The following is a 26,677-nucleotide window of genomic DNA, read 5'->3' as shown; positions in this document are numbered from 1 at the left end:
TGTCTTCCTTCCTCAGTGACCCATGAGCTGTTCGACGGCCTCGGGCTTGTCGTGCTCCGCGAAGCGATCGACCATGGTCGCGCTCGCCTCGTTGAGCCCGATCACCTCGACCTCGGTGCCCTCGCGGCGGAACTTCAACACCACCTTATCGAGAGCGCTGACCGCGGTGATGTCCCAGAAGTGCGCGCGGCTGACGTCGATGCGCACTCGCTCGATCACCTCCTTGAAGTCGAACGAGGCGACGAAGCGTTCGGCCGAGGCGAAGAACACCTGACCGACCACCCGATAGGCGCGGACCCGACCCTCGTCCTCGGCGTGCGAGCCGACATAGAGCACCTTGCCCACCTTGTGGGCGAAGAAGAAGCCCGAGAGCAGCACCCCGACCAGCACGCCCTGAGCCAGGTCATGGGTGGCGACGACCACCGCCACGGTGGCGATCATCTCGATGCTGGAACTCTTGGGATGTTCGCGCAGGTTGCGGATCGAGGCCCAGTTGAAGGTGCCGATCGAGACCATGATCATCACCGCCACCAGCGCGGCCATCGGGATCTGCGCCACCCAGTCGCCGGCGAAGACCACCAGCATCAGCAGCACGACGCCGGCCGTCAGGGTCGAGAGCCGGCCGCGCCCCCCCGACTTCACGTTGATCACCGACTGACCGATCATCGCACAGCCGGCCATGCCGCCGAGAAAACCCGAGGCGATGTTGGCCGTACCCTGGCCGACGCACTCGCGATTCTTGTTGCTCGACGAGTCGGTGAGATCGTCGACGATCGAGGCGGTCATCATCGACTCGAGCAGACCGACCGCCGCCAGGGTGAGCGAGACCGGGAAGATGATCGCCAGGGTCTCGAGGTTGAGCGGCACCTCGGGGAGCAGGAAGATCGGCAGGGTGTCGGGCAGCTCGCCCATGTCGCCGACGGTACGGATGTCGAGCCCGAGGGCGATCGAGACTGCGGTGAGCACCACGATGGTGATCAGCGGTGAGGGCACGGCGCGGGTCAGGTAGGGGAAGAGATAGATGATCCCCAGCCCGGCGGCGACCATCGCATAGACCTCCCAGGGCATGCCGATCAGCTCCGGGAGCTGGGCCATGAAGATCAGGATCGCCAGGGCGTTGACGAAGCCGGTGATCACCGAGCGCGAGACGAAGCGCATCAGTGAGCCCAGGCGCAACCAGCCGGCAAGGATCTGCAGCACGCCGGTGAGGATGGTGGCGGCGAGCAGGTACTGCAGCCCGTGATCCTTCACCAGGGTGACCATCACCAACGCCATGGCGCCGGTGGCCGCCGAGATCATCCCCGGTCGACCGCCGGCGAAGGCGATCACGGTGGCGATGCAGAAGGAGGCATAGAGCCCGACCTTGGGGTCGACACCGGCGATGATCGAGAAGGCGATCGCCTCCGGGATCAGCGCCAGCGCGACCACCAGGCCGGCGAGCAGGTCGTTCTTGACGTTCGACAGCCAGTCCTGACGTATGGCGTTCATCATCGGCGGTTCCGTGGTTGGTGCGCGACGGCCGGACCCGGTGCGGAGCTGAGGCCGCCGGTCCAGCCGTCATGGCGGTGACTGTGATGCATCGAGACGGCTTGCCCCGGTCGCCAGCGACGGCCGAGGTCTGGGGGACGGCGAGTGCCCGGTGCCGGAATCAGTAAGCCCGGCTCGACCTCGGCCGCCGGTGCGGGCATCGGGCCGATCAGGTCTCGTCTGGTGGCATTATGAATGGACAGTCCGCGGACAGGGTGGCCGCGTGGATGACCTCGGCGCGGACGCGGGAGGCCGGGTCGTCTCGAAGGGCGGGCATTATACGGAGCCTGTTGCGATGCAACAAGCGGGCGAGGCCCAAGCTACCAGCTACCAGCTACCAGCTACCAGCTACCAAGAGGATTGAACCGCAAAGCCGCGAAGAACGCGAAGAATGCGAAGAGAAGGACGGCTTTGCGTGCGGAGAGCTGGCTTGTTTCGTACCGCCGCTGTTTTGCTGGCCTGACTTGAGCCCGTTTGCTGAAGGCTGGGCTGGCGCCCATGACCTGAAGGCCGCGAGTTGTACCTTGTCGTAACGGCGGGAGAAGCCGGCCTACTGGACTGGAGGCTGATGGCTGAAAGCTGATCACTCTTTTCCGCGGATGCGCCTCCAGCGGCCAGCTGACAGCCGCCAGTGTGGAGGTTGCGCCCATGACCCGGAAGCCGTGGGTTGTACCTTGCCGTAACGGCGGGAGAAGCCGGCCTACTGGCGGCTGACGGCTGACGGCTGACGGCTGACGGCTGACGGCTGACGGCTGACGGCTGATCGCCCTTTTCCGCGAATCAGCCGCCAGCTACCAGCCGCCAGTGGGGAGTGGTGCCGCTGCCGGGACCTCGTCTCCATCACGTCTTCTTCGCGGCTTTGCGGTTCGAATCAGCTTCCAGCGATCAGCCTCCAGCCTCCAGCAGGGGAGGCTGGTGTGCATGATCGACGGTTGACGGGCAAGACGGTATCTCGCGGCTTTGCGGTTCAAACTTCCTGGCGGCTGGCGGCTGGCGGCTGGCGGCTAGTCGCTGACGCGCTTGAAGGTCGAGGGATAGACGGCGGTGGCCATCCACTCCGGCATCTCCGGGGTGATGTCGCGCTGCAGCAGATAGCTGGTGGCGAGGGTCTCGACACCGTCGCGCAGCTGGACCGTGCCGACGAAGCCCGAGACCCAGTGCCAGGACGGATCGGGTTCGCCCTCGAGGCTGCGCCAGCTCACCGAGAAGGCGCAGCTGATCGAGTCGCCGGTGGGCTCCGGGTCGGCCACCCCGACTACCGGATAGACGCCGCTGGCGCCGGTGTCGGAGCGGTACTGGCCGCGAAAGGTGCCGTCGGCGGCGATGGTGCCGATCTCCAGGGTGGAGCCGAACTCGTTGCGCCAGATCCCGCTCGCGCTGAGCGAGGCGCGGCGTGGCTGGGCGAGTGCGACCATGCGCTGACCGGCGGGGTTGGGATCGAACACGAAGACGCTGTAGAGGCGGTCGAGGAACAGCGATCCGGCCACCAGCAGCTCGTCGGGGAGTCCTTCGAGGTACTGCACCCCGACCTCCCAGCCGCCGTTGAGCGGCATGAAGTAGTCCGCGGGCGCGAGCCGGTAGTTGGTGTCGCCGAGCTGCAGTCGTAGCTCCGGATAGTCGGCGAGCGCTGCCGGATCGCTGACCCGCAAGGGGCGGCGACCGCGATCGGTGATCGCCGAGAGCATCCGCGCGATGATGGCCCGTCCACCCTTGATGCAGGACGAGCCGGTGTCGAGTGCCAGCGGCAGTGCGCCGCCCAGGGTCTCGCCGCCGACCTGCAGCTGGTCCAGACGTACCGTCCAGAGATAGTGCAGCTCGCCACTGATCGGGATCACCGGCAGGAGTTCAAGCGTGTCGGGATCGAAACGATCGGGTTCGACCGCGCCCATCAGGCAGCGTCCCTCGCCGCGCTCCGGGTCGAACCGGAAGGCAGCGATGGCGTGGTCAATCAATCCCTGTTTGCGCAACTGCTCGAGCAGCGCGCTCGGGGTGTCGCAGGGTACCGCAGGGATGCCGAGCCCGCCGTCGCAGGCCAGTCCGGCGAACTGTGCGCCGTCGTAGCTGACGCTGAGATAAATCCGCATCGCCTCGTCGAGTGCGCACAGCCGGGTCTCACCCGAGCAGGTGCGCTCGAGGTGGCAGATGTCCTCGCCGAGTACCACGCCCATCGATCCCCAGGGGCCGAAGGGCACGGAGGCCGGTGGCTCGGCGCAGGCGCGGTAGCTGGTCGAGTGCTCGGGATCGAAGGACCGATGGGCCTGGCAGGCGTCGCTGGCGCAGCAGCTGGCGGTGATCCAGGTGTTGAGGGTGCCGGTGTCGAGCATGAAGCGCAGTGGTTGCGGCGGGGTGCCGAGGCCGAGGGTGGCGTACCACGGGGTCGCGCCATTGTCGGTCAGGGTGCCGCGCCGCAGTGCGAAGTCGATATGTGGCATCTGTCGGGCGGCGTGCGCGTCCATCCAGTCCGGCGCCGTGGCCGGGGTGAGTTCGAGGTGCTCGGTCATGCGGGAGACTCCGGGGGATGACAATCATTGGTCGGCGCGGGGGTGGCCAGGAGGACCCGATTGCGCCCCTGCTGCTTGGCGGCGTACATCGCCTGGTCGACCGCCTGGAACAGCGCCTTGGTCGTGGCTGCATGAGTGGGGTAGGTGGCCACGCCGACGCTGATGGTGATATTGATCGGGGTATGCTCGGGAATCTGCATCGGGGTTCGGGCCACCGTGTCGCAGAGTCGCTCGGCCATCTGCAGTGCCTCCTGGGTATCGCTCTCGGGTAGCACGATCGCCAGCTCTTCGCCGCCGTACCGGGCGATATAGTCGGCCGTCCGCACCTGCTCCTGGAGCAGGCTGGAGAGCTGGCGCAGCACCGCGTCGCCGGCAAGGTGTCCGAAACGGTCGTTGACCGACTTGAAGTGATCGACATCGATCCAGAGCAGGCCGACGGTGTGTTGGTAGCGGCGGGCGGTAACCAGTTCGGCGTCGAGCTGCTGCTCGAGTTCGCGTCTGTTGTAGAGCCCGGTGAGCGGGTCGCGGATAGCCATCTGCTCGAGCGTCTGCTCCATGCGCTTGCGCTCGCTGATGTCGATGAGGATACCTTCGAGGAAGTGGGTGCCGTCGATCTCGGCCGCCTGCCCTTGCTCCCAGACCCAGACATCGTGCCCGTCCTGGTGACGGATGCGGTACTCGATCGCGAAGGGTCGGCCTTCGGCCTGCGCGAGTGCGACCTCGCTGGCAACCTGCTCGCGATCATCGTCGTGGATGATGGCGGCGAAGGGGAGACATCGGTTGTTGATGAATTCCTCGGGGTCATAGCCGGTGAGTCGACGACACCCTTGGGAGACGAACGCCATCGTCCAGAGTGGCTCGTCATGACAGCGATAGGCCATGCCGGGGAGGTTCGCCATCAGGGTGGCCAGCTGGCGCTCGCGTTCGACCAGTGCCTTCTCGGCGCGCTTGTGTTCGGTGATGTCTCGACCGATGGCGATCAGGCCATTGATCTTGCCCTGCTCGTCGTACAGGCGCCCAGAGTTCCAGGTAATGATCTTGAAGGTACCATCCTTGGCGCGAATACGACTCTCGAAGCCGCTGACCACCTGGTCGCGGGCCAGCATGTCGTCGACCTTCGAGTAGACCTGGGCGCGATAGCCCGGGTCGGGATAGAGCCACTCCCAGATCTTGTGGTGGTTCAGCACCTCATCGCGACCGTAGCCGGTGATGCGTTCGGCGGCCTGGTTCCAGACGGTCACACGACCGTGTTCGTCAAGCACGTTGATCCAGACGTGTGCGGTGTCGATGATGCTTTCGCGGAACTGGCTGAGCATGCGCAGCTCGGTGCGCTGGGCGGTGTCCTGGAGGAGGTACTCGGTGTGGCGCTGGTGATTGTGGCGCAGCAGCATGAAGAGCGCGAGCGCGGTGGCAAGGACGAAGATCAAGTCCTTGCCGAGCTGAGCGTGACGCAACAGTTCGGAGTCCTCAAGCCAGGCTCCCAATGCCATGTCCGAGCAAAGGATCCAAGTCGCGCCGGCGATCGCATAGAGCAGCGCGGCTGTGGATGCCTTGCAGTATCCGGCCTCCGGCCCTTGCGGTTGTGCCATCCCGTTTCCCTGCACAATAAAGGCGATCCGTTAACGATAACGGGATCCTGGGCGCCGGCGCTACCGCGTTTGTAGAGTCAAAGTGTGGACGACAGCACAGCTGAGGGGAATGAATGAGTGCTGTGCGATTGGCCTGTCCCCAGGAAAGGGGTCGCGCCGTCGAGAGGAGGATGGTGGAGCCGAGGGGGATCGAACCCCTGACCTTCGCATTGCGAACGCGACGCTCTCCCAGCTGAGCTACGGCCCCGGAACGGTCGTCGATCGCACCATCGCGGGACGACCGACTAACGTACTCATTGTGCGCTCGATCCTGGGGCAAGGCAAGCCCCAGCGGGTGGGGCCTGCCTGTCACAGTGGAGAGCCTCAGGACTGGAGGACCATCAGCTCGAGGACCGCCTTGCTGCCGAAGTAGGCAAGGATCAGCAGGGCGAAACCGCCCAGCGTCCAGACGATCGCGGTACGCCCCCGCCAGCCCTTGAGGAAGCGCCCGATCAGCAGGCCGCCGAAGAGCAACCAGGCGAGCACCGAGAGCACCGTCTTGTGCACCAGGTGCTGGGCGAACATGTCCTCGAGGAAGGCGAAGCCGCTGAGCAGCGCCAGGGTGAGCAGCACGAAGCCGGCGCTGATCATCTCGAACAGCAGGCTCTCCATGGTCTGCAGCGGCGGCAGGGTGCGGACGAAGCCGCCGGGCTGACGGCGGTGCAGGTGACGGTCCTGGATGGCGAGCAGGATCGCCTGGCCGGCGGCCAGGGTCAGCAGGCTGTAGGCGAGCATCGACAGCAGCACGTGGATCTTCAACGACCAGGAGGCGGTCGGGTGCATGAAGCTGACGTCGGTGAAGATTGCCGAGAGCATCAGGGTCAGGGCGGCCACCGGCAGCAGGATCAGTCCCAGGTTGTCGACCGGCTTGGTCAGGCTCGAGACCAGCAGCAGCGCGATCACGGTCCAGGAGGTGAGCGCCAGGGCATTGTAGAAACCGAGGTTGAGTCCGGCATGGCTGAAGATGGTCTCCCACAGCAGCCAGGCATGCAGTGCCGAGCCGAGGAAGCCGATGCCGAGCGCGAGCGCCCGTTGCGGGATCCAGCCATCCTTCGACTTGAACAGACGCAGCCCGATGAAGGCGGCGGCGACCAGGTAGCAGAGGGTGGCGGCGACGGAGAGAAGGGGATGGCTCATAGGTGGTACATTCGCAGAAGGCGTTGGGACGAATACGGCGCAGCTGGTGACATCCTTGCCGGCCTGTTAGATGGGCGGTTGCCGGGGTGCCTGGCGCTGGTCCTGGGCATGGCGGCAACCTGTCGGGCGCGGCGCGCGCGAGGGTGGCGCGTCACGGAGGCCGGGGCCGCCGTTGCGCCGATCGGCGCTCGAATCTTTCGGCACGATGATGTGTTGCATGGCCCAATCATGCCCTCGTGATGGGGCGCTTGACAACGACGCGGACCGCCTCGGCCGCCGCCGGTGCGGCGCGAGCAACGGGGGCGGCGAGCCTTGCGGGGCGCCGCGCGCGGCGGGTCGGTCGCGGCGCTGGGCTGTAGAGTCCGCTGCAAACGCTGCATTATACTCGCAGGTTAAGCTGTAAGCCGTGGTGGCACGGGACTTTTCATCACCCGCGCCTGGCGCGGCAAAGACTTCGAGGCAGAGCATGTTCGAGAATCTCCAGGACCGGTTCGCCGGCGTCCTGAATAACCTGCGTGGTCAGGGGCGACTGACCGAGGACAACATCAAGGACGCGGTGCGCGAGGTGCGCATGGCCCTGCTCGAGGCGGACGTGGCCCTGCCGGTGGTACGTCGTTTCGTCGAGGAGGTGCGCGAGAAGGCGCTGGGCGAGACCGTATCAAAGAGTCTGACCCCTGGTCAGGTGCTGATCAAGATCGTCAACGACGAGCTGGTCTCGCTGATGGGCGAGGCCAACGAGTCGCTCGATCTCTCGGCGCAGCCGCCGGCGGTGGTGCTGATGGCCGGCCTGCAGGGCGCGGGCAAGACCACCAGTGTCGGCAAGCTCGCGCGCTGGTTGCAGGAGAAGCAGAAGAAGTCGGTGATGGTGGTCAGCTGTGACGTCTACCGCCCGGCGGCCATCGACCAGCTCGAGACCGTTGCCGGAGAGGTCGGCGCCGAGTTCTTCCCCAGCAGCGGCGAGCAGGATCCGGTCGAGATCGCCACTGCCGCGCTCGCCCAGGCGCGCAAGCGTTTCAAGGACGTGCTGATCGTCGACACCGCCGGTCGACTCCACGTCGACCCGGCGATGATGGACGAGATCAAGGCCGTCCACGCCGCGCTCGATCCGGTCGAGACCCTGTTCGTGGTCGACGCCATGACCGGTCAGGACGCGGCCAATACCGCCAAGGCCTTCGATGAGGCGTTGCCGCTGACCGGCGTGGTGCTGACCAAGACCGATGGTGATGCGCGCGGTGGCGCGGCGCTGTCGATCCGCCAGATCACCGGCAAGCCGATCAAGTTCCTCGGCACTGGCGAGCGCTCGACCGCGCTCGAGCCCTTCCATCCCGACCGCGTCGCCTCGCGCATCCTCGGCATGGGCGACGTGGTCTCGCTGGTCGAGGAGGTGCAGTCCAAGGTCGATCAGGATCAGGCCGAGAAGCTGGTGCGCAAGCTCAAGAAGGGCAAGGACTTCGACCTCGCCGACTTCAAGGAGCAGCTCGACCAGATGGTCAAGATGGGCGGCATGATGGGGCTGATGGACAAGCTGCCGGGGATGAACCAGGTCCCCGATCACCTCAAGGACAAGGCCAGCGACAAGGAGTTGGGCAAGCTGATCGCCATCATCAACTCGATGACCCCGCACGAGCGTCGTTTCCCGGCGCTGATCAAGGGTTCGCGCAAGCGGCGCATCGCTGCCGGTTCGGGGACCCAGGTGCAGGATGTGAACAAGCTGCTCAAGCAGTTCACCCAGATGCAGAAGATGATGAAGAAGATGAAGGGCGGCGGCATGGCCAAGATGATGCGCGCCATGCAGGGCAAGATGCCCGGCGGCTTCCCCGGTGGCGGCGGTGGTTTCCCGCCCGGCGGCATGCCCCCGGGGGGCGGTTTCCCGATGTAGCCGCTGTCGACCGGGGCGATGGGCATTGCCCCGGTTCGAGCCAGAAGGCGGGCATGAAAAAAGGGGTCTTGCGAAGGCAAGACCCCTTTTTCGTAAAGGTGGCGCTCCCTAGGGGATTCGAACCCCTGTTACCGGCGTGAGAGGCCGACGTCCTAACCACTAGACGAAGGGAGCGGCGCAGCAAAGAAGCGCGTATTATACCGGGATCAGGTAAGAGTACAAGCGTCTGTTACCATTCTTCTTCCAACCGGCGGCGTCGCGCCCCGAAGTCCCGTCCGGGACCGTCACGCGGACCCCGCCCAGCGCCCAAGGAATGCGCCCATAACGGTGATGCAGGAATCCGATAACGACATCACGCGGACCCCGTCCGCGACGACGCCCCTGATTGTGCCGCGTCCCGAGCACGGGATCTCGCGCGCCAACATCAGCGCCAATGCTCTCAAGGTGCTGTACCGGCTCAAGCAGGAGAACTTTCAGGCCCATCTCGTCGGCGGCGGGGTGCGCGACCTGTTGCTCGGTCACGAGCCCAAGGACTTCGACGTGGCCACCGACGCCACGCCCGAGCAGGTCCGCCAGGTCTTTCGCAACTGTCGGCTGATCGGGCGCCGCTTCCGTCTCGCCCATGTGCACTTCGGTCGCGAGATCATCGAGGTCGCCACCTTCCGCGGCAACGGTGAGGGTGAGGCGGAGGAGGGCGAGCGCTGTGTCGAGAACGGCATGATCGTTCGCGACAACGCCTATGGCACCATCGCCGAGGATGCACTGCGGCGCGACTTCACCATCAACGCGCTCTACTACAACATCCAGGACTTCTCGCTGATCGACTATGCCGATGGCCTGGCCGACCTGCGCGCCGGCAAGCTGCGTCTGATCGGCGATCCGCAACAGCGCTATCGCGAGGATCCGGTGCGGATGCTGCGGGCGGTGCGCTTTGCCTGCAAGCTCGGCTTCAGCATCGAGGAGGCCACCGAGCGCCCGCTGTTCGAACTCGGTCATCTGCTCGACGGGGTGCCGGCGGCGCGGCTCTTCGACGAGCTGATCAAGCTCTTCCACGCCGGCTATGGACTCGACGTCTTCGAGAAGCTGCGTCATTATGGCCTCTTCGCGCTGCTCTTCCCGGATACCGAGGCGGCGCTCGCGTGCGAGGACCATGATTTCCCGATCACCCTGGTCAGCCGCGGTCTCGCCAACACCGATGCGCGCATCCAAGCGGGCAAGCCGGTCACCCCGGCCTTCCTGTTCGCCGTCCTGTTGTGGGAGCCGGTGCGCGCGGGGGTCGAGCGGATGGTCGCCGAGGGCATGCAGATCAACGAGGCGATGGTTCAGGTCAGCGCCGAGGTCTGTGTCCGTCAGCAGTCGCGGGTGGCGGTCCCCAAGCGCTTCTCGTTGCCGATGCGCGAGATCTGGGCACTGCAGCCGCGATTCGAGCAGCGCGAGGGCAAGCGCCCGTTCCGGCTGCTGACCCATCCGCGGTTCCGTGCCGCCTACGATTTCCTGCTGTTGCGTGCCGAGGCCGGCGAGGTCGATCGGGAGCTGGCCGAGTGGTGGACCCGCTTCCAGGATGCCAGTGGCCAGGAACGGGCGAGCATGGTCGAGGGTGGCGCGCGCCGTCGCCGGCCACGGCGGCGGCGTCGGCGCAAGTCGGGTGGCGCCAGCAGCAATGGTGGGGGCGAGTCGAGCGCCGGTGCGGCCAAGGGCGCGCAGTAACGCCGCCGCCCCGGCCTTTCCTTATTCCGAAGTACCTAGACCCCGGAGTCGCCGATGTCCGCTTCACCGACCACTGTCGCCTCCCTCGCCGCCATGAAGGCACGCGGCGAGCGGATCGCCGTCCTCACCTGCTATGACGCCACCTTCGCCCGTCTGCTCGACGAGGCCGGGGTCGAGGTGATGCTGGTGGGGGATTCGCTGGGGATGGTGCTGCAGGGGCACCCGACCACGGTTCCCGTGACCCTCGACCAGATGGTCTATCACACCGCTTGTGTTACCCGGGGATCGAGTCGTGCGCTGGTGGTCGCGGACCTGCCGTTCATGTCCTACGCCACGCCGGAGCGCGCCCTCGAGAGCGCCTCGCGCCTGATGCAGGAGGGCGGGGCGCAGATGGTCAAGCTCGAGGGCGGTGAGCCCTATCTCGATACCGTGCGCCAACTGGTCGCGCAGGGTGCGCCGGTGTGCGCCCATCTCGGGCTGCAGCCGCAATCGGTCAACCAGCTCGGAGGCTATCGCTTCCAGGGGCGCGACCATGCCTCGGCCGAGCGTATCCGCCACGACGCGCTGGCGATGCAGGACGCCGGCGCCTCGCTGCTGGTGCTCGAGTGCGTTCCCCAGGCGCTCGCCGGCGAGATCGCCCGCACCCTGAGCATCCCGGTGATCGGCATCGGCGCCGGGGCCGAGTGCGACGGTCAGGTGCTGGTGCTGCAGGACATGCTCGGGCTCAACCCGGGGCGCGCGCCCCGCTTCAGTCGCGACTTCACGGTCGCCGGCGGTTCGGTGCGCGGTGCCGTCGACGCCTATGTCGCCGCGGTGCGCGAGGGCAGTTTCCCGAGCGCTCCCGAGATCGCCTACTAGGTCCACGTACTCGTGGACCCGGGGCGCGGGCGGAACCCGATCCGCTCGCCCCTCGCGCCGTCGTCCGGCCGCCGAGCAGCGGCGCCGGCCCCGGTCGCTTCCTGACCCCGACCTCTGCGTCGGGGCCGGCAGCCTTCAGTGCTGCGGGTGGACATCGCTCCGCGCGGTGTCCGTGTCGTCCAATGGACATTGCCGAATGTCGCGGCGAGCGCGGCGTCGATGACCGATCATTGCCCGATCGGTGCGGCGGCGTGTCGTGGCGTCTCGCGGGCCCGATCCCGGGTCCCGTACACCGATCTGAACCAACCGAGAGATCAATGGAGCGTATCGAGCATCTTCCCAATCTGCGCGCGCGTCTGGCCGAGTGGCGCGCCGCCGGTGAGCGCATCGCCCTGGTGCCGACCATGGGCAATCTGCACCAGGGCCATCTGACCCTGGTGCGCGCGGCGGCCGAGCGTGCCGACCGGGTGGTGGCGAGCATCTTCGTCAACCCGCTGCAGTTCGGTCCCGGCGAGGATCTCGATGCCTATCCGCGTACCCCGGAGGCCGATCGCGACAAGCTCGCCGCGGGCGGCTGCGATCTGCTCTTCGCGCCGGCGGTGGAGACCATCTATCCCAACGGCCAGACGGGGCAGACCCGGGTCGAGGTGCCTGGGATCTCGGCGCTGTTTTGTGGCGCCAGCCGTCCCGGTCACTTCGTCGGCGTGGCGACCATCGTCTGCAAGCTGTTCAACATGGTGCAGCCCGACGTGGCGGTGTTCGGCGAGAAGGACTTCCAGCAGCTGCTGGTGATCCGGCGCATGGTCGAGGACCTGTCGATCCCGGTGGCGATCCATGGTGTCGAGACCGTGCGCGAACCCGACGGGCTGGCGCGCAGCTCGCGCAATGCCTATCTCACCGCCGCCGAGCGTGAGCGCGCGCCGGCACTCAACCGGGTGCTCGACGAGGCCGCTGCGGCAGTGCGCGCCGGTCGTCCGTTCGTCGAACTCGAGCTGGCAGCCTGCCGGGCGCTCGAGGCCGAGGGCTTTGCGCCCGAGTACTTCAAGGTCTGTCGTGCCGCCGATCTCGCGCCGCCGGAGAGCGACGAGCGCGACCTGGTGATCCTCGCCGCCGCACGGCTGGGACGGGCGCGACTGATCGACAATCGCCGGGTGCGTCGCTGATTCAATGCGCCCGGGGCGTTCGGTCAGGCCGTCTCCGGGCGCGGCGCGTGTCCGATGCTGCGTCGCAGCAGGGGACGCGCTAGACTAGCCTGGTCATCACATCGAATGTCCGCCGTCGGACGACGGCCGACCTGGTCCCGCTGGGGCCCATCAGAGGATTGGATACATGCATTTGACCTTGCTGAAGTGCAAGCTGCATCGCGCTTGCGTGACGCACTCGGAGTTGGACTACGAGGGCTCCTGCGCCATCGACGACGAGCTGCTGGCGCTGGCCGGGATCCGCGAGTACGAGCAGATCCAGATCTACAACGTCACCAACGGTGAGCGCTTCACCACCTATGCGATCCGTGCCGAGGCCGGTTCGCGGGTGATCTCGGTCAATGGTGCGGCGGCGCACAAGGCCGCGCCCGGTGATCGGGTGATCATCTGTGCCTTCGCCACCATGACCGAGGCCGAGGCCGACGCCCACAAGCCGGCGCTGGTCTATCTCGACGAGCGCAACCAGGTGCTGCGCACCGGCGATGCCATCCCCGCCCAGGCCGCCTGAGCCTGGACGCCCGGTTCAGGCCGACAGCACGTCGGCCTGAACCCCTCTCTCCTCCAGCGCCGCCTCGTAGAGTTGCAGATAGTGCTGCGCGCTGGCCTCCCAGCTGAAGTCCTGCATCATCCCGGTGGTGGCCAGTCTGCGCCATTGTTCCGGCTGTTCGCGATAGAGACGGCGGGCCTGATCGACCGCGGCGTGCAGCTCCTCGGGTCGCGAGCGCTCGAACAGGAAGCCGGTGGCGGTGCCCGCGGCGAGCGTCTCGGCATCGACCGGGGTGATGGTGTCGGCCAGACCGCCGGTGCAGTGGGCAATCGGCGGGGTGCCGTAGCGCAGGCTGTAGAGCTGGTTGAGCCCGCACGGCTCGAAGCGCGAGGGCATCAGGAAGGTGTCGCAGCCGGCCTCGATGCGGTGCGCGCGCATCTCGTCATAACCGATGAGCACGCCGACCTGGCGCGGATAGGTCCTGGCGACCTCGTGCAGCGCCTGTTCGGTGTGACGATCGCCGACGCCCTGCAGCACCACCTGCACGTTGGCGTCCTGCAGCAGGTCGGGCAGGATGGCGAGGATCAGGTCCACCCCCTTCTGTTCGACCAGTCGCCCGACATAGCCGAGCAGGAAGGCCTCCTCGTGACGCGGCAGGCCGAACTCGCGCTGTAGTTCGAGCTTGTTCTCGGTCTTCAGCCCGAAGTGTTCGGCATCGAACTGTTGCAGGATCATCGGATCGGTCTGCGGATCCCACACCCCATAGTCGATGCCGTTGAGGATGCCGCTGAAGCGTCCGCCGAGCTGGCGCAGCAGCCCGTCGAGGCCGCAGCCGAAGCGCGGCGTGCGGATCTCGTCGGCATAGGTCGGGCTGACGGTGTTGACCCGGTCGGAGAAGACGATGCCGCCCTTGATGAAGGACATGCGCTGATGGAACTCGATCCCGGCGACGTTCCACAGCGCCGCAGGCAGGCCGATGCGATCGAAGGTGGCGCGATCGAACAGCCCCTGGTAGGCGAGGTTGTGGATGGTGAAGACGGTGGCCGGGCGCTCGGGCAGGTCGTGCATCAGCGCCGGGGTGAGTCCGGTTTGCCAGTCGTTGGCATGCAGCACCTCGGGACGCCAGCCCACCGCCGGCAGCCCCATGGCCAGTTGTGCGAGGGTGCGGCAGAACAGCAGGAAGCGCTCGGGGTTGTCGCCCCAGTCGCGACCGCTGATATCGGTATAGGGGCTGCCCTCGCGGTGGAAGTAGTCCGGGGCGTCGACCAGATAGACGGGCAGACCGTGGTCCGGGTGCAGACCCTCGACGATGCGCACGCTGGTGCGCGCGCCGGGGATGCGCAGCTCGCAACGCGTCTTCGGCTCGAGCAGCTGACGCAGCGCGCTCGGATAGCCGGGCATGATCAGCCGCGCGTCGTGGCCGAGCTGGCGCAGCGCCGCCGGCAGGCTCGCAGCGACGTCGGCCAGGCCGCCGGTCTTGATCAGCGGGTGCGCCTCGCTGCTCGCCACGAGGATGCGCAGTCCGTCCGGGTCCGGCAGGGCAGGGGAGATCGGGGGAACGGGGAGTTCCATGAACGGTCCTTGGGCTACGGGCGTCGCGGCGGGAAGTGCCGGGCCCGGCTTGGCAATAGGGTGACAGCCTTCAAATTATCATATTTGTGCACCAGCGAGATAATCTGCCCATGATCGAACCCTGCATCCTGTTGATCTTCGGGGCCACCGGCAATCTGGTCGAGCACAAGCTGTTGCCCGCGCTCTATGGGCTGGAGGCGGCCGGGCGGCTGCATCCGGCGACCCGGGTGGTCGGCGTCGGTCGTCGTCCCTGGAGCGATCAGGCGTGGCGCGAGCGGGTCGGCGCCGCGCTGGCCGAGCGTCGGGTCTGTGAGGACCCGGTGGTGCAGCGTCTGCTCGGGCGACTGCATTTCGTCACCGGCGATCTCGAACGCGCGGAGGACTTCGAGCGGCTGGCCGAGCGGTTGCGCGCCCTGCCCGAGGCCCCGGACAATCTGCTGAGCTATCTGGCGATCGCCCCCGAGTTCCACGCCGGCGTCGCCGCGCGGCTCGCCGCCGCCGGGCTCGCCAGTCGTGCCGGCGGCTGGTCGCGGTTGGTGGTGGAGAAGCCCTTCGGGCTCGATCTGGAGGGCGCGCGGTTGCTCGAACGGCGGTTGCGCGAGGCCTTCCCGGGCGAGGAGATCTATCGCATCGATCACTACCTGGGCAAGAGCACGGTGCAGAACGTGCTCGTGTTCCGCTTCGCCAATCTGCTGCTCGAGCCGCTGTGGAATCGCAACTATATCGACCATGTGCAGATCTCCCACGCCGAGTCCCAGGGGATCGGCGCGCGCGCCGGTTTCTACGACGGGGTCGGCGCGCTGCGCGACATGATCCAGAGTCATCTGCTGCAGCTGCTCACCCTGGTGGCGATGGAGCCGCCGGCGAGCCTCGATGCCGATGCGCTGCGCGACGAGAAGGTGAAGGTGCTGCGCTCGATCCGGCCGATCGCCCGCGAGGCCGTCCACGCCCACGCGCTGCGCGCCCAGTATGGCGCGGGACGGGTCGGCGAGACGACGGTGCCGGGCTATCGCGACGAGCCCGGGGTAGCGGCTGAGAGCACCACCGAGACCTATGCCGCGCTCAAGCTCTATATCGACAACTGGCGCTGGCGCAACGTGCCCTTCTTCCTGCGTACCGGCAAGCGGATGGGGAGCAGCGAGTCGCTGATCGCCATCCGCTTCAAGCACCCGCCCCAGCAGCTCTTCCAGCACACCGCGATCGAGCGGCTGCGGCCGAACTGGCTGCTGCTCGGCATCCAGCCGCACGAGTGCATGCGCATCGAGCTGCAGGTCAAGCGCCCGGGACTGGAGCTGCGTACCCAGACCGAGCGGCTCGACGCCAGCAGCTGCGGCCTGCCGCCGGATCATATCGACGCCTACGAGGCGCTGATCCTCGATGCCATCAGCGGCGATCGTACCCACTTCCTGCGCGCCGACGAGGTCGAGTGGGCGTGGCGGGTGATCGACCCGGTGCTCAAGCGCTGGGCGGTCGAGCGCGACTTCATCCATACCTATGCCGCCGGCTCCTGGGGCCCGCCCGAGGCCAGCCGTCTGTTCGACCGCGACGACCAGGACTGGCGCAACGCCCTGGCTGGCTGAGGGCGGGGGTCTCAGCTACCAGCCGCCAGCCGCCAGCCGCCAGCCGCCAGCCGCCAGCCGCCAGCCGCCAGCCGCCAGCCATCGGCCAACGGTCGCCAGCGGGGTCAGCCGCGGCGGTGTCCGCACCCCCATCCGGCGCCCCTGCGTTCTGGACGCCCGTGGTTGAGGGTAGGCTGGAGGCTGATCGCTGGACGCTTCTCCCCCTTCGCGCCCTTCGCGGCTTTGCGGTTCAATCTCCTGGCCGCTGGCCGCTGGCCGCTGGCCGCTGGCCGCTGGCCGCCCGACATCGGGTCGTCATCGTGATCCGAGTATGCTGTCGCGGTGTGGTCGCCGGGGCGCGTGGTGTCGCTGCGGTCGACCGTCCATTCTCACGTTCGCAAGGAGAGTCTGCATGTCGATGATCAGTCACACCCCGCAATGGCAGGCGTTGCAGCAGCACTGGGAGGAGATGCGCGAGCACCATCTGCGCACCCTGTTCGCGCGCGATCCCGGCCGCGCCGAGCGGATGCGGCTGTCGGTCGCCGGCCTGCACCTGGACTATTCCAAGAACCTGCTCACCGACGAGACCCTGCGTCTGTTGCTGGAGCTGGCGCGCGCGGCCGACCTGCCCGGCTGGCAGGCGCGTCTCTACGGCGGCGAGCCGATCAATGTCACCGAGCATCGCGCGGTGCTGCACATGGCGCTGCGCAACCGCAGCAACCGGCCGATGGTGGTCGATGGCGAGGACGTGATGCCGCTGGTCAACGGCGTGCTCGCGCGTATTGAGCGCTTCGTCGGCGAGGTGCGCTCGGGGGGCTGGACCGGGCACACCGGGCGGCGCATCAGCGATGTGGTCAATATCGGCATCGGCGGCTCCAACCTCGGGCCGAAGATGGTGTGCGCCGCGCTCTCGCCCTATTGCAGCGATCAGCTGCGGGTGCACTTCGTCTCCAACGTCGATGCCACCCATCTGGTCGAGACGCTGCGCGGGCTCGATCCGGAGACGACGCTGTTCGTGATCGCCTCCAAGACCTTCTCCACCCAGGAGACCATGACCAACGCGTCGAGCGCGCGCGACTGGTTGCTTGCGGCGCTCGGCGATTCGGGTGCGGTGGCGCGCCATTTCGTCGCCGTCTCCACCAACGCCGAGCGGGTATCGGCCTTCGGCATCGATACCGCCAACATGTTCGAGTTCTGGGACTGGGTCGGCGGGCGCTATTCGCTGTGGTCGGCGATCGGGCTGCCGATCGCGCTGGCGGTCGGCTTCGAGCGCTTCGTCGAGTTGCTCGAGGGCGCGCACGCGATCGACGAGCACCATCGCACCGCACCGCTCGAGCGCAACATGCCGGTGCTGCTCGGACTGATCGGGGTGTGGTATGCCAACTTCGCCGGGGCGCGCACCCACGCGGTGCTGCCCTACGATCAGTCGCTGCGGCTGCTGCCGGCCTATCTCCAGCAGGGCGACATGGAGAGCAACGGCAAGCGGGTCGGGCGCGACGGCGAGACCCTCGAGTACACCACCGGTCCGGTGGTCTGGGGCGAGCCCGGCACCGATGGCCAGCATGCCTTCTACCAGCTCATCCACCAGGGCACCCAGCTGATCCCGGCCGACTTCATCGGCGCCGCGCGCAGCCATCACGAGCTCGGCGATCATCACGACAAGCTGATGGCCAACTGCTTCGCCCAGACCGAGGCGCTGATGCGCGGGCGGACCCTGGATGAGGCGCGCGCCGAGCTGCGCGCCGCCGGGCTCTCCGACGAGCGGGTCGAGGCGCTCGCCCCGCATCGCGTCTTCCCCGGCAACCGCCCGACCAACACCCTGCTGATGGAGCGGCTGACGCCCTTCACCCTGGGCGCGCTGATCGCCCTCTACGAGCACCGCATCTTCACCCAGGGGGCGATCTGGGGGATCAACTCCTTCGATCAGTGGGGGGTCGAGCTGGGCAAGCAGCTCGCCGGGGTGATCCTCGGCGAGCTCAAGGACGGGGGCGCGGGCGAGGGGCATGACGCCTCGACCCGTGCACTACTCGAGACCTATCTGCACCTGCGCGGTGCAGTCGAGAGGGGGCGCTGAGGGATCGCCGGGGGTGAGCGATCGGGCGCCGGCGCGTTGAATCGCGCTGGGTGTCGCCCAACCTTCTCCTCTGAGGTGGTGGTCGCGGGGCGTTCGGTGGCGGGGCCTTGGCCTTCGCCCCGGTTGCGATCACCCCGACCGGCGCCCGTCGTGTCCGGCCCGGTCGCCGCCTGACTGGCGTGGCGTATCCGTCGAGACGGACGCGGGGCATGTTCCGCTCCATGCACCGAACAGATGCAGCGATCGAACCCGGATCCATCACCTGGGTCTCAGGCCTTGATCGCCGCTGTCATTGATGGCCCGGTTCTCACAGGTCGTCCCAGGTGCTCCAGCAACGGACGCTGGTTGATGGCCTGAATCTTGCGCTCCACCTGGAGGCTCTTGTGTTCCGTCCTGCCCGCCCCGAGCCTCCGGCAGAGCCGGAGCCGGATCGAGCAGGCACACTCAGGTTCCGAGGAGAGGTAAGTCTATGTCGATCTTCGAACGCTACCAGGCGCGCTACGAGGCCTCCCGCGAGGAGGTGCTCACCCTGGACGAATACCTGGCACTGTGCAAGACCGACCCCAGTGCCTATGCCAGTGCGCCCGAACGGCTGCTGCAGGCCATCGGTGAGCCGGAGCTGGTCAACACCAGCGACGACCCGCGGCTGAGCCGGATCTTCCAGAACAAGGTGATCAAGCGCTACCCGGCCTTCTCCGAGTTCTATGGTATGGAGGAGTCGATCGAGCACCTGGTCTCCTATCTCAAGCACGCCGCCCAGGGGCTCGAGGAGAAGAAGCAGATCCTCTATCTGCTCGGCCCGGTCGGCGGCGGCAAGTCCTCGCTGGCCGAGAAGCTCAAGGAGCTGATGGAGCTGGTGCCCTTCTACGCCATCCAGGGTTCGCCGGTGTTCGAGTCGCCGCTGGGGCTGTTCTCGCCCGATGAGGACGGTCAGATCCTCGAGGACGACTACGGCATCCCCAGGCGCTATCTGCGCACCATCATGTCGCCCTGGGCGGTGAAGCGGCTGCAGGAGTATCACGGCGACATCACCCGCTTCCGGGTGGTCAAGGTCTATCCCTCGGTACTCGAGCAGATCGCCATCGCCAAGACCGAGCCGGGCGACGAGAACAACCAGGACATCTCCTCGCTGGTCGGCAAGGTCGACATCCGTCAGCTCGAGCGCTTCGCCCAGCACGATGCCGATGCCTACAGCTATTCCGGTGCGCTGTGCCGCGCCAACCAGGGCATCATGGAGTTCGTCGAGATGTTCAAGGCACCGATCAAGGTGCTGCACCCACTGCTCACCGCCACCCAGGAGGGTAACTACAACGGCACCGAGGGGCTTTCGGCGCTGCCTTTCCAGGGCATCATCCTCGCCCACTCCAACGAGTCGGAGTGGCAGAGCTTCCGCAACAACAAGAACAACGAGGCCTTCCTCGATCGCGTCTATATCGTCAAGGTGCCCTACTGCCTGCGCGTCGACGAGGAGGTCTGCATCTACGACAAGCTGCTCGCCAACAGCTCGCTGTCGCACGCGCCCTGCGCCCCGGGCACCCTGGAGATGATGGCGCAGTTCTCGGTGCTGACCCGGCTCAAGGAGCCGGAGAACTCCAACATCTACTCGAAGATGCGGATCTACAACGGCGAGAACCTCAAGGACACCGATCCCAAGGCCAAGTCGGTGCAGGAGTATCACGACTATGCCGGGGTCGATGAGGGGATGAGCGGGATCTCCACCCGCTTCGCCTTCAAGATCCTCTCCCAGGTGTTCAACTTCGATCATGCCGAGGTGGCCGCCAACCCGGTGCACCTGCTCTATGTGCTCGAGCGCCAGATCGCTCGCGAGCAGCTCCCGCCCGAGGTGCAGGAACGTTATCTCGGCTTCATCAAGCAGTATCTGTCGCCGCGTTACGCCGAGTTCATCGGCAAGGAGCTGCAGACGGCCTATCTCGAGTCCTATGCCGAGTACGGCCAGAACATCTTCGACCGCTATGTCACCTTCGCCGACTACTGGATCCAGGATCAGGAGTATCGCGATCCCGATACCGGCGAGATGCTCGATCGCGCCTCGCTCAACGAGGAGCTGGAGAAGATCGAGAAGCCGGCGGGGATCTCCAACCCCAAGGACTTCCGCAACGAGATCGTCAACTTCGTGCTGCGCGCGCGCGCCAACAATGGTGGAGCCAACCCGCGCTGGACCAGCTACGAGAAGCTGCGCCTGGTGATCGAGAAGAAGATGTTCTCCAACACCGAGGAGCTGCTGCCGGTGATCTCCTTCAACGCCAAGGCCTCGGCCGACGAGCAGAAGAAGCACGACCAGTTCGTCGACCGCATGACCGAGAAGGGCTACACCCCGAAGCAGGTGCGGTTGCTCTCGGAGTGGTATCTGCGGGTACGCAAGGCGCACTGATCCGCGTCCAGGTGACGGGCGCCCGCCCGGTGTGGGCGCACCCCGACCAGCCTCGGGCCGCGTGCCCGGGGTGGTCCTCAGCAACGGTGAGCGAAGCGGTCCTATGTCACACTTCATCGACCGCCGTCTGAACGGCAGGAACAAGAGCGCGGTCAATCGGCAGCGCTTCATCCGGCGCTACAAGAGTCAGCTCAAGCGCTCCGTGGCCGAGGCGGTCAACAAGCGCAGCATCACCGACGTCGACTCGGGCGAGCGCGTCGGCATCCCCGCGCGCGACATCTCCGAGCCGCTGCTCCACCACGGCAGCGGCGGTACCCGCGACCAGGTCTATCCCGGCAACCGCGAGTTCGAGACCGGCGATCGCATCCGTCGGCCCCCGGGCGGTGGCGGTCAGGGCGGCGGTCAGGGCAAGGCGAGCAAGGACGGTCGCGGCGAGGACGACTTCGTCTTCGAGCTCTCGCGCGAGGAGTTCATGGACCTGCTGTTCGAGGACCTCGCGCTGCCCAACCTGGTGCGCAACCAGCTCATGGGCACCACCGAGTTCAAGAACGTGCGCGCCGGCTATGCCACCGACGGCTCGCCCTCGAACATCGACGTGGTGCGCTCGCTCAAGGGGGCGATCGCGCGGCGTACCGCGCTCGGTGCACCGTCGCGGGCGCGTATCCGCGAGCTCGAGGAGGAGCTGGCGGCATTGCTCGCCGGCGGCGCCGGCGAGCGTGACGCGCGGGTGGTGGCGTTGCGCGAGGAGATCGACGCGCTCAAGACGCGGGTCGCCGCGCTGCCCTTCATCGACAGCTTCGATCTGCGCTACCAGAGCTTCACCAAGCAGCCCGAGCCCACCAGCAAGGCGGTGATGCTCTGCATCATGGATGTCTCCGGCTCCATGGATCAGGTGCGCAAGAACCTCGCCAAGCGCTTCTTCATCCTGCTCTATCTGTTCCTGCAGCGGAACTACGATCAGATCGACCTGGTGTTCATCCGTCATCACACCATCGCCCAAGAGGTCGACGAGCAGGACTTCTTCTACTCGCGCGAGACCGGCGGCACCGTGGTCTCGAGTGCGCTCAACCTCGCCCACGAGATCCTCCGCGAGCGCTACGACCCGAGCGTCTGGAACATCTATGCCGCTCAGGCCTCGGACGGCGACAACTGGGACTCCGACTCCAACATCTGTCGCGACATCCTCGTCGACAAGCTGATGCCGCTGATGCGCTACTTCGCCTATGTCGAGATCACCCCGCGCCAGCACCAGAGCCTGTGGTACGCCTATCAGGAGGTGATGGCGCTGCACCCGCACTTCGCGATGCAGGAGATCGACGGCGCCGACGACATCTTCCCGGTGTTCCGCGAGCTGTTCAGGAGGGAGCCGGCATGAGCTCACGCATCATCTCCGAGTCGCTGGAATGGACCTTCCCGCTACTCGAACGCTTCGACCGCGAGATCGGGCGCATCGCCCACGACGTCTACGGGCTCGACACCTATGCCAACCAGATCGAGGTCATCACCTCGGAGCAGATGATCGACGCCTACTCCTCGGTGGGGCTGCCGATCAACTATCAGCACTGGTCGTTCGGCAAGCAGTTCGTCGCCACCGAGCAGACCTATCGGCGTGGTCAGATGGGACTGGCCTACGAGATCGTGATCAACTCCGATCCCTGCATCGCCTATCTGATGGAGGAGAACACCCTGCCGATGCAGGCGCTGGTGATCGCCCACGCCAGCTACGGACACAACAGCTTCTTCAAGGGCAACTATCTGTTCCGCACCTGGACCAGCGCCGATGCCATCATCGACTATCTGGTGTTCGCGCGGCGCTTCATCGCCGAGTGCGAGGAACGCCACGGCGAGGAGGCCGTCGAGCTGCTGCTCGACTCCTGTCACGCGCTGATGAACCAGGGGGTCGACCGCTACAAGCGTCCCTCGCCGCTGAGCCTGGCCGAGGAGCAGCGGCGTCAGGAGGAACGCGCGGCCTATCTGCAGTCGCAGGTCAACGACCTCTGGCGCACCCTGCCGCCGGGTCCCGAGGTCGGTGATGAGCAACGCGAAGAGCGCTGGCCGGAGGAGCCGCAGGAGAACCTGCTCTATTTCATCGAGAAGAACGCCCCGCTGCTCGAGCCCTGGCAGCGCGAGATCGTGCGCATCGTGCGCCGGATCGCCCAGTACTTCTACCCGCAGCGCCAGACCCAGGTGATGAACGAGGGCTGGGCGACCTTCTGGCACTACACCCTGATCAACCACCTCTACGACGAGGGGCTGGTGGGCGACGGCTTCATGATGGAGTTCCTGCAGTCGCACACCGGGGTGATCTATCAGCCGGAGTTCGACAAGCCCTACTTCAACGGCATCAACCCCTATGCGCTGGGTTTCGCGATGATGCGCGACATCCGTCGCATCTGCGAGGCGCCGACCGACGAGGACCGCGAGTGGTTCCCCGACATCGCCGGTGGCGACTGGCTGCAGGTGCTCGACTTCGCCATGCGCAACTTCAAGGACGAGAGCTTCATCGCCCAGTACCTGTCACCGCGGTTGATGCGCGAGTTCCATCTCTTCGCGGTGCGTGACGACGACCGTGAGGAGCAGCTCGAGGTCACCGCGATCCACGAGGAGCAGGGCTATCGGGCGCTGCGCCAGGCCCTCGCCGAGCAGTACAACCTCGGCAGTCGCGAACCCAATGTGCAGGTCTATCACGTCGACCGGCGCGGTGATCGCTCGCTGACCCTGCGTCACTTCCGGCACAACCGTCGCCCGCTCGACGAATCGGCCGAAGAGGTGCTGCGTCACGTGCATCGGCTCTGGGGCTTCAAGGTCAGGCTCGAGTCGGTCGACGAGCAGGGGCGGGTACAGCTCGTCGGCGAGTGCCCCTGAGCGCTGCATGACTGGGGGCGGGCGGCCTGGATGGACGTCCGCGCAAGGACGTTCGATCCGTTTCGCAGGTATCCGATGGCGCGCTGGCGCATCCTCCCATTCGGGCTGTTGCTCTTCCTCCTCCACGCCTCGCCGCTGGCCGCTGGGTCCTGGCCGGCGCTCGATGCCGCCCTGGCCGAGACCTCGCCCCTGCCCGAGGGGCGCCGGATGTATGCTCCCAGACTGCTCGCCGTCTTCTATGCCGCGCGTGACCATCGTCCGGTGTGGACCTCGCGGGCGCGGGTCGGCTCGCTCGCCCGGCTGCTCGCCGGGGTCGAGCGCGAGGGCTTCTCGCCGGAAGACTTCCATCTCGCGACGCTCGCCCGTCTGACCGTTGCGCCGCCGCGTGACGAACGGGCGCGGGTCGGGCTGGAGCTGTTGCTGAGCGATGCGCTGCTGCGCTATGTCCATCACACCCGCTACGGCAAGCTCGACCCGGTACAGGTCGCGCCCGGGCACAATGATCGCGCGCCGGTCGCGGCGGCGCAGATCCTCGCCGACATGCGCCTGGCGCTCGCCGCCGAGGACATGGCCGAGGCCCTGGCCGGACGCTTCTCGCTGCCCTTCTGGTATCGCGATCTGCGCCGCGCCTTGCGCGACTATGTCGCCCAGGACCACCTGCTCGACCTGCCTCCACTGCCCGCCGGTCCGCCGCTCGGCCTCGGCAGCCGCGGCGAGCGGGTCGTCGGGGTGCGCGAGCGGGTCCGTCTGATCGCCGGCGAGTCGCTGCCGGCGGCGGGCGACGAGACGGCACGACGCTTCGATGCCGAGCTCCGCGAGGCGGTGCGCGAGTTGCAGCGGCGCTACGGGCTGGTCGACGACGGTGTGGTGGGGCCCCGGACCCTGGCGGTCCTCAACCGCCCGATCGATGCCGCGCGGATCGAGCGCGCGCTGATCAATCTGGAGCGGATGCGCTGGTTGTATGCCGAGCTGCCGCCGGACCATCTGTTCGTCGACCTGGCCGGTTATCGGGTGGTGCTGGTGCGCGGCGGCGAGGCCGTCTGGCAGACCCGGGCGATCGTCGGCAGCGTCGAGGATCAGACGCCGATGTTTCGCGATCGCATGGACCATCTGGTGATCAACCCGACCTGGACGGTGCCGGTGTCGATCCAGAAGGGGATGGGCTGGGTCTCGCAGGACTATCTGCTGGTCGATCGTCGTAGCGGGGCGGTACGACGGGGGGGCGACGCCAGCAACTATCGGCGCTATCAGCTGGTGCAGAAACCCGGCGCCGACAATGCCCTGGGGCGGGTCAAGTTCATGTTCCCCAACCGCCATGCGATCTATCTCCACGACACCCCGAGCCGCTGGCTGTTCTCGCGACGGCAGCGGACCTTCAGTCACGGCTGTATCCGGGTCGACGAGCCGCTCGAGCTGGCCACGGCGTTGCTCGAGGGGAGCGCCTGGAGCCGCGAGCGGATCGAGCGCCAGATCGCTCGCGGTCGCACCCGTCACATCCATCTCGAACGCCCCCTGCCGGTGCTGCTCTATTACCTGACGGTAAGCGCCGATGCGGCAGGCCGGCTGGTCTTTCGCGACGATGTCTATGATCGCGACCCGGCGCTGCGCGAGGCCTTCTTTGCGCCGGTGCGTGGCAGTCGTATCGACTTCGAGGGTGTCGAGGACCCGCTGCGGCTCGGCCAGGCCGGAGACGGGAGCTGAGTCCGGAGAGCCCTGCTGCGCCCCGGGGTCCCTTCGTCTTTCCTCTGTGCGCGGTTAGAATCCGGTCATATTTCGAATCCATGCCTCCCCGCTCATCGCCGCGACCCCGATGGTCGTCGGTCACGGCGCGCCCGTGCGTGTCCGCGATGGTCCGGGTGGGGCGAGACAGCAGGCGGAGGAAGGCTTTTGAACAGCAGATGGATTGGCGCGTTGGTGGCGCTGTCCCTGGCGTGCGCCGGGGCGCTGGTCGAGGCGAGCGTGAGCGAGGGGGTTGCGTCCTATTATGCCGATCGTTTCAACGGCCGGCTCACCGCGAGTGGGGTGCGGTTCGACATGCATGCCTTGACCGCGGCACATCGGACCCTGCCGTTCGGTACCCGGGTGCGGGTCAAGAACAAGGACAATGGTCGGTCGGTGGTGGTCACCATCAATGATCGGGGACCCTATATCGATGGGCGGTCGATCGATCTCTCGAAGGGCGCGGCCAAGGCGCTCGGCATGCTGCACACCGGACTGGCGCGGGTCGAGCTGCGGATCCTCGATGTCGACGAACCGGTCACGCCCTCGGGACAGACGGTGGCCGAGGCGCAGGCGGTGCTGATGGCGCTGTTCTGATCGAGCCGCTGCGACGCCTCCCGGCGGCGCCGGGGCGGCGTCGCGATCAGTATCCCGCGCCGCGCAGCTCGAAGCGCTCGAAGCGCTCGGTGGGGAGTTCGGTGACGAGCTGGCGCAGGGCGGTGGCGGGCAGTTCGCGCAGCCCCGGGTCGAGGCTCAGGGTCGCGTCGCAGCGCTGCAGACAGTAGTCGCGCACGCCGGCCTCGGCGAGTGCCGTGACCAGGGGGGCGAGTTGCTCCAGCCCCCAGCCCGGCGGGACCGTGGTGCGGACCTCCAGTGCCACCTCGGAGGCGAGCAGCAGTGCGAGACTCTCCCACGCCGGTTCGCCCGAGCCGATCACCCCGGTGAGCGCCGGGTAGTCGTCGGCGAGCGCCTTGATGTCGAGCGCGACCCAGTCGACCAGCGGCAGGATCCGCCGCAGTCGTTGCGGGTAGGCGCCGCCGGTGTGCAGCCCGACCTTGAAGCCGAGCGCGCGTGCGGCGCGCATCGCCGCGCCGAGCGCGCCCTGCACGGTCGGCTCGCCGCCGCTGAACACCACCGCGTCGAGCAGTCCTCGGCGATCCTCCAGGAAGTCCATCACCTGATCCCAGGCAATCGTCTCCCCGTCGCCCGCGTCCTGCTCGAGCAGGTGGCCGTTGTGACAGTAGCGACAGCGCCAGGGGCAGCCCTGACAGTAGATCACCGCAGCCAGCTCACCCGGGTAGTCGATGGTGGTCAGCGGGGTCAGGCCGCCGACGCGCAGCGCGTCGGCTTCGGCTCGGTCGTGCATGCCGGGGTCAGGCCGCGGCGCGCTCACTGTCCTTGCGATCGGTGGGGTTCTCGGTGAAGTAGCGACGCTGGGCGTGCTCGGCGCGCTTGCCGCCGTTGAACGCCGAGACCGGACGGTGATAGCCCATCACGCGGGTCCAGACCTCGCACTGAGTGCGCTCTTCGGGCTTGAGTTCGATGTTGGTGTCGGTCATTGCGTGGAGAT

General features: G+C 67.1%; 19 protein-coding genes and 2 tRNA genes. 12 read left to right on the top strand and 9 right to left on the bottom strand.

Going from position 1 to position 26,677, the window contains the following annotated elements:
* Positions 1–12 precede the first annotated feature (12 nt).
* The 5 genes from EBL85_RS04260 to EBL85_RS04240 all read right to left on the bottom strand — a co-directional run bounded on the left by EBL85_RS04260 (position 13) and on the right by EBL85_RS04240 (position 6,793).
* Positions 13–1,491: a SulP family inorganic anion transporter gene (locus EBL85_RS04260; RefSeq protein ID WP_223806061.1), complete on the bottom strand. Its 1,479-nt coding sequence runs from the start codon at positions 1,489–1,491 to the stop codon at positions 13–15.
* Positions 1,492–2,531: 1,040 nt separating this feature from the next.
* Positions 2,532–4,028: an avidin/streptavidin family protein gene (locus EBL85_RS04255; protein WP_123142256.1), complete on the bottom strand. Its 1,497-nt coding sequence runs from the start codon at positions 4,026–4,028 to the stop codon at positions 2,532–2,534.
* Positions 4,025–5,482 carry a diguanylate cyclase gene (locus EBL85_RS04250; RefSeq protein ID WP_190288034.1) on the bottom strand — a complete coding sequence of 486 codons (1,458 nt, stop codon included), beginning with the start codon at positions 5,480–5,482 and terminating at the stop codon, positions 4,025–4,027. The genes EBL85_RS04255 and EBL85_RS04250 overlap by 4 nt, the downstream gene beginning before the upstream one ends.
* A 306-nt stretch (positions 5,483–5,788) precedes the next feature.
* Positions 5,789–5,864: transfer RNA gene (locus EBL85_RS04245), tRNA-Ala, on the bottom strand.
* A gap of 116 nt (positions 5,865–5,980) precedes the next feature.
* Positions 5,981–6,793, bottom strand: a complete 813-nt coding sequence (locus tag EBL85_RS04240) for an inner membrane protein YpjD (protein ID WP_062275559.1) — start codon at positions 6,791–6,793, stop codon at positions 5,981–5,983.
* Positions 6,794–7,259: 466 nt separating this feature from the next.
* On the opposite strand from EBL85_RS04240, the gene ffh reads away from it, so the two are divergent.
* Complete coding sequence (gene ffh / locus EBL85_RS04235; RefSeq protein WP_123139455.1) at positions 7,260–8,672, top strand: signal recognition particle protein; 1,413 nt, start codon at positions 7,260–7,262, stop codon at positions 8,670–8,672.
* 99 nt (positions 8,673–8,771) lie between these two features.
* On the opposite strand, the gene EBL85_RS04230 is transcribed toward ffh, so the two are convergent.
* Positions 8,772–8,846, bottom strand: a tRNA-Glu gene (locus EBL85_RS04230).
* Between the two features lie 156 nt (positions 8,847–9,002).
* Here EBL85_RS04230 and pcnB point away from each other — a divergent pair.
* From pcnB to panD, 4 genes are all read left to right on the top strand, one after another.
* The gene (pcnB, locus tag EBL85_RS04225; RefSeq protein ID WP_123139454.1) at positions 9,003–10,379 is read left to right on the top strand and encodes a polynucleotide adenylyltransferase PcnB; all 1,377 of its coding nucleotides are present in this window, start codon (positions 9,003–9,005) and stop codon (positions 10,377–10,379) included.
* 54 nt (positions 10,380–10,433) lie between these two features.
* On the top strand, positions 10,434–11,237 hold the full coding sequence (gene panB / locus EBL85_RS04220) for a 3-methyl-2-oxobutanoate hydroxymethyltransferase (RefSeq protein ID WP_123142254.1): 804 nt from the start codon (positions 10,434–10,436) through the stop codon (positions 11,235–11,237).
* Between the two features lie 317 nt (positions 11,238–11,554).
* Entirely contained in the window at positions 11,555–12,400 is an 846-nt protein-coding gene (gene panC, locus EBL85_RS04215; RefSeq protein WP_123139452.1) for a pantoate--beta-alanine ligase, read from the top strand.
* A 166-nt stretch (positions 12,401–12,566) separates the two neighbouring features.
* Complete coding sequence (gene panD / locus EBL85_RS04210; RefSeq protein WP_062275550.1) at positions 12,567–12,947, top strand: aspartate 1-decarboxylase; 381 nt, start codon at positions 12,567–12,569, stop codon at positions 12,945–12,947.
* A 15-nt stretch (positions 12,948–12,962) separates the two neighbouring features.
* Here the strand turns inward: panD and glgA are convergent, their stop codons facing one another.
* Entirely contained in the window at positions 12,963–14,498 is a 1,536-nt protein-coding gene (gene glgA, locus EBL85_RS04205) for a glycogen synthase GlgA (protein WP_123139451.1), read from the bottom strand.
* Between the two features lie 110 nt (positions 14,499–14,608).
* Between glgA and zwf the strand changes: the two genes are divergently transcribed.
* The 7 genes from zwf (at position 14,609) to EBL85_RS04170 (ending at position 25,704) form a co-directional block, all read left to right on the top strand.
* A complete protein-coding gene (gene zwf, locus EBL85_RS04200) occupies positions 14,609–16,078 on the top strand; it encodes a glucose-6-phosphate dehydrogenase (protein ID WP_123142253.1) in 1,470 nt (489 codons plus the stop codon).
* 391 nt (positions 16,079–16,469) lie between these two features.
* A complete protein-coding gene (gene pgi, locus EBL85_RS04195; protein ID WP_123142252.1) occupies positions 16,470–18,131 on the top strand; it encodes a glucose-6-phosphate isomerase in 1,662 nt (553 codons plus the stop codon).
* A gap of 469 nt (positions 18,132–18,600) precedes the next feature.
* Complete coding sequence (locus tag EBL85_RS04190; RefSeq protein ID WP_123139448.1) at positions 18,601–20,523, top strand: PrkA family serine protein kinase; 1,923 nt, start codon at positions 18,601–18,603, stop codon at positions 20,521–20,523.
* 103 nt (positions 20,524–20,626) lie between these two features.
* Entirely contained in the window at positions 20,627–21,898 is a 1,272-nt protein-coding gene (locus EBL85_RS04185) for a YeaH/YhbH family protein (protein WP_123139447.1), read from the top strand.
* Positions 21,895–23,388 (top strand): SpoVR family protein, encoded by a 1,494-nt coding sequence (locus EBL85_RS04180; protein ID WP_123142251.1) that lies wholly within the window; start codon positions 21,895–21,897, stop codon positions 23,386–23,388. Before EBL85_RS04185 ends, EBL85_RS04180 begins: the two co-directional genes overlap by 4 nt.
* A gap of 75 nt (positions 23,389–23,463) precedes the next feature.
* On the top strand, positions 23,464–25,089 hold the full coding sequence (locus tag EBL85_RS04175) for a murein L,D-transpeptidase (protein ID WP_123142250.1): 1,626 nt from the start codon (positions 23,464–23,466) through the stop codon (positions 25,087–25,089).
* A 213-nt stretch (positions 25,090–25,302) separates the two neighbouring features.
* A complete protein-coding gene (locus tag EBL85_RS04170; protein ID WP_223806060.1) occupies positions 25,303–25,704 on the top strand; it encodes a septal ring lytic transglycosylase RlpA family protein in 402 nt (133 codons plus the stop codon).
* 46 nt (positions 25,705–25,750) lie between these two features.
* On the opposite strand, the gene EBL85_RS04165 is transcribed toward EBL85_RS04170, so the two are convergent.
* On the bottom strand, positions 25,751–26,473 hold the full coding sequence (locus tag EBL85_RS04165; protein ID WP_123142248.1) for an anaerobic ribonucleoside-triphosphate reductase activating protein: 723 nt from the start codon (positions 26,471–26,473) through the stop codon (positions 25,751–25,753).
* 7 nt (positions 26,474–26,480) lie between these two features.
* Positions 26,481–26,666, bottom strand: coding sequence for an anaerobic ribonucleoside-triphosphate reductase (gene nrdD, locus EBL85_RS04160; RefSeq protein WP_123139442.1), 186 nt, complete (start codon positions 26,664–26,666; stop codon positions 26,481–26,483).
* Positions 26,667–26,677 lie beyond the last annotated feature (11 nt).

Source organism: Marichromatium sp. AB32 (assembly GCF_003718675.1).
Lineage (GTDB): Bacteria > Pseudomonadota > Gammaproteobacteria > Chromatiales > Chromatiaceae > Marichromatium > Marichromatium gracile.
This window is presented reverse-complemented; position numbering and strand designations above follow the sequence as displayed.

Excerpts from the sequence above, each read along its gene's own strand:
- EBL85_RS04260 (WP_223806061.1), bottom strand. The coding sequence starts at position 1,491 with ATGATGAACGCCATACGTCAGGACTGGCTGTCGAACGTCAAGAACGAC.
- EBL85_RS04255 (WP_123142256.1), bottom strand. The coding sequence starts at position 4,028 with ATGACCGAGCACCTCGAACTCACCCCGGCCACGGCGCCGGACTGGATG.
- EBL85_RS04240 (WP_062275559.1), bottom strand. The coding sequence starts at position 6,793 with ATGAGCCATCCCCTTCTCTCCGTCGCCGCCACCCTCTGCTACCTGGTC.
- ffh (WP_123139455.1), top strand. The coding sequence starts at position 7,260 with ATGTTCGAGAATCTCCAGGACCGGTTCGCCGGCGTCCTGAATAACCTG.
- pcnB (WP_123139454.1), top strand. The coding sequence starts at position 9,003 with ATGCAGGAATCCGATAACGACATCACGCGGACCCCGTCCGCGACGACG.
- panB (WP_123142254.1), top strand. The coding sequence starts at position 10,434 with ATGTCCGCTTCACCGACCACTGTCGCCTCCCTCGCCGCCATGAAGGCA.
- panC (WP_123139452.1), top strand. The coding sequence starts at position 11,555 with ATGGAGCGTATCGAGCATCTTCCCAATCTGCGCGCGCGTCTGGCCGAG.
- panD (WP_062275550.1), top strand. The coding sequence starts at position 12,567 with ATGCATTTGACCTTGCTGAAGTGCAAGCTGCATCGCGCTTGCGTGACG.
- glgA (WP_123139451.1), bottom strand. The coding sequence starts at position 14,498 with ATGGAACTCCCCGTTCCCCCGATCTCCCCTGCCCTGCCGGACCCGGAC.
- zwf (WP_123142253.1), top strand. The coding sequence starts at position 14,609 with ATGATCGAACCCTGCATCCTGTTGATCTTCGGGGCCACCGGCAATCTG.
- pgi (WP_123142252.1), top strand. The coding sequence starts at position 16,470 with ATGTCGATGATCAGTCACACCCCGCAATGGCAGGCGTTGCAGCAGCAC.
- EBL85_RS04190 (WP_123139448.1), top strand. The coding sequence starts at position 18,601 with ATGTCGATCTTCGAACGCTACCAGGCGCGCTACGAGGCCTCCCGCGAG.
- EBL85_RS04185 (WP_123139447.1), top strand. The coding sequence starts at position 20,627 with ATGTCACACTTCATCGACCGCCGTCTGAACGGCAGGAACAAGAGCGCG.
- EBL85_RS04180 (WP_123142251.1), top strand. The coding sequence starts at position 21,895 with ATGAGCTCACGCATCATCTCCGAGTCGCTGGAATGGACCTTCCCGCTA.
- EBL85_RS04175 (WP_123142250.1), top strand. The coding sequence starts at position 23,464 with ATGGCGCGCTGGCGCATCCTCCCATTCGGGCTGTTGCTCTTCCTCCTC.
- EBL85_RS04165 (WP_123142248.1), bottom strand. The coding sequence starts at position 26,473 with ATGCACGACCGAGCCGAAGCCGACGCGCTGCGCGTCGGCGGCCTGACC.
- nrdD (WP_123139442.1), bottom strand. The coding sequence starts at position 26,666 with ATGACCGACACCAACATCGAACTCAAGCCCGAAGAGCGCACTCAGTGC.